Below are 2,244 nucleotides of genomic sequence, written 5' to 3'. Positions count from 1 at the left end.
CGCGCGACGGCGCGGGCGAGCTCGTCGGGGTCGGCGTCCGGGTGGGACCGCCCGGGCAACGCCCCCGACGACCAGAGGGTCGCGAAGCCGTGCACGAGCGACCAGGCGGCGGTCGCCCCCACCCGGGGTTCCCCGGTCAGACCGCCCGGCGCCGTGGTGGCCACCGTGTCGTGCAGGACGTCCCCGGCCCGGTCCCGGGCGGCGGTGAGCGCGGGATCGGACTCGGGCAGCAGGTCCGGCCGGAACATCGTCGCGAAGTGCGCGGGGTGGTCGAGGGCGAACCGCACGTAGGCCACTCCGACCTCGACGAAGCTCCCGGTGGTCTCGGCGGCGGCGCGCAGGCGGTCGGCCAGCAGGTCGAAGCCCTCGGCGGCGACGGCCGCCAGCAGTCCGGGTTTGTCGCCGAAGTGGTGCGCGGGGGCCGCGTGGGAGACGCCGGTGCGGCGGGCGAGCTCCCGCAGGCTCGCCGAGGCCGGTCCCACCTCGGCGATCAGGGGAACGGCGTGGTCGAGCAGCGCCCGGCGCAGGTCGCCGTGGTGGTAGGAGGACGAACTCACGGCCCCACGCTACGTCACCGTCCCACCCCGGATCTAGCCATTGACAAGTTCACTCGTCCAGGGGATCTTGTCGGTGGAAAGATCGAGTGAAGGGGGATGTGGTGGCTCCGACGGTGTGCCTGTTCGTGACCTGGCTGGTGGCTCGGCTGGTCGGTCTGCTCGGTGTGGAGGCGGTCGACGACTGGCAGTCGTCCCTGCGGGTCGGGGTGGCGGCGATGTTCGTCCTCACCGGACTCGCGCACTTCGGACCGCTGCGGCGGGACATGATCGCGATGGTGCCTCCCCGGCTGCCGCGCGCCCCGCTGCTGGTGACGGTCACCGGGGTGTTGGAGCTCGCCGGGGCGGTCGGTCTGCTGGTGCCGGCGACCTCCACGGCCGCCGGCATCTGCCTCGCGCTGCTGCTCGTCGTGATGTTCCCGGCGAACGTGCACGCGGCCAGGAGCGGCGGCGAGTTCGGTGGACGACCGGCCACCCCGCTCGCCGTGCGGACCGTCCTCCAATTGGTGTTCCTCGCCGCCGTGGTGGCCAGCATCCGCTAGCCCCCGCCGCCCCCGACCCGGATGGCGTTGGCGCGGGGACCGCCCGGTGCGAGGGCGACGCACGGTCCCGGTCGTCGTCCTCGCACCTCCGAGGTCGAGCGGACCTGGCGGCGCACCGCGTGCGGCCCCGTCGCGGCCCTCGGCGCGGTGAACCTCGGTGCGGACCGCGACAACCACCCTCGAGAGCTCCAGCCTGCGCCGGGCGCCGCGTGGCTCCTGGTGACCGGGAGGTCCGCCGATGCGCTCCGCGAGTCCGGTGGCGCCCCCCACGTGCCCGGGGGAGCGCGTGCGTCAGCGGCGCAGCTCGGCACCTCGCCCCTCGGCGACCACGGTTCGGAACGAGGCCGCGATGAACAGGGTGAGCGCGACGAGCAGGCCACTCGCCCACATCGGCCCGAGGTTCCCGGCGGGGCCGCCGAGGGTGGTCGCGGCGATGAGCGGACCGACCGCGGCGCCCGCGTTGAGGGCGGCGGTCGCGTACGAGCCGGCCATGGTCGGGGCTCCCGAGGCCTCGTAGAGGACCCGCGTGATCAGCGTGCTGCCCAGCGTGAACGACAACGCGCCCTGGGCGAACACCAGGACGCACAGCGCCACCGGCTCAGCGGCCAGCACCGCCAGGGCCGGCCACCCGACGAGCAGCAACGGGCCGCCGACCGCGAGGACCAGGCCGGGATGCTGGTCGGACACCCGACCGGCGACGGTGACACCGACGAAGGAACCGGCGCCGAAGAGCACCAGCACGACGGAGACCCACAACTCGCCCAACCCGGCGGTGCCGGTCACGACGGGCGCCAGGAAGGTGAAGCTCCCGAACGTCGCCGCGTTCACCAGCGCGCCGAGCAGCATCACCAGGAGCAACCGGGGCCTGAGGAGCTGGGCGAGCTCCGCTCGCAGGGCGGGCCCGGGCGTCGCCTCGTCGGCGACACCTCCGGCGGGGATGCCTTTCAGGATACCGAGTGCGGCGGGCAGGCAGAGAACGGCGACGGCCCAGAACGTGGCCCGCCAGTCGAGCACCGTGCCGAGCACGGACCCACCAGGAACACCGGCGATCGTGGCCACCGTCGTGCCGGACAGCAGCACCGCCAGCGCGCGGCCCTGCGTGCCGGGTGGAACCAGCGCGGCAGCCGCCGTCAGGGCCACGGCGAGGA

The 2,244-nt window shown here is 74.5% G+C and carries 3 protein-coding genes; 1 reads left to right on the top strand and 2 read right to left on the bottom strand.

What is annotated here, in order from left to right; translation table 11 throughout:
* A partial coding sequence (locus tag ACTIDRAF_RS0221295; protein WP_016700741.1) for a TetR/AcrR family transcriptional regulator occupies positions 1 to 557 on the bottom strand: 557 nt, incomplete at its 3' end.
* Positions 558 to 658: 101 nt separating this feature from the next.
* On the opposite strand from ACTIDRAF_RS0221295, the gene ACTIDRAF_RS0221290 reads away from it, so the two are divergent.
* Positions 659 to 1,096, top strand: a complete 438-nt coding sequence (locus ACTIDRAF_RS0221290; protein WP_026066353.1) for a DoxX family protein — start codon at positions 659 to 661, stop codon at positions 1,094 to 1,096.
* Positions 1,097 to 1,387: 291 nt separating this feature from the next.
* Here ACTIDRAF_RS0221290 and ACTIDRAF_RS30325 read toward each other — a convergent pair.
* On the bottom strand, positions 1,388 to 2,244 hold an 857-nt coding region (locus tag ACTIDRAF_RS30325), incomplete at its 5' end, for an MFS transporter (RefSeq protein WP_016700739.1).

Source organism: Actinoalloteichus spitiensis RMV-1378 (genome assembly GCF_000239155.1).
GTDB lineage: Bacteria > Actinomycetota > Actinomycetes > Mycobacteriales > Pseudonocardiaceae > Actinoalloteichus_B > Actinoalloteichus_B spitiensis.
This window is presented reverse-complemented; position numbering and strand designations above follow the sequence as displayed.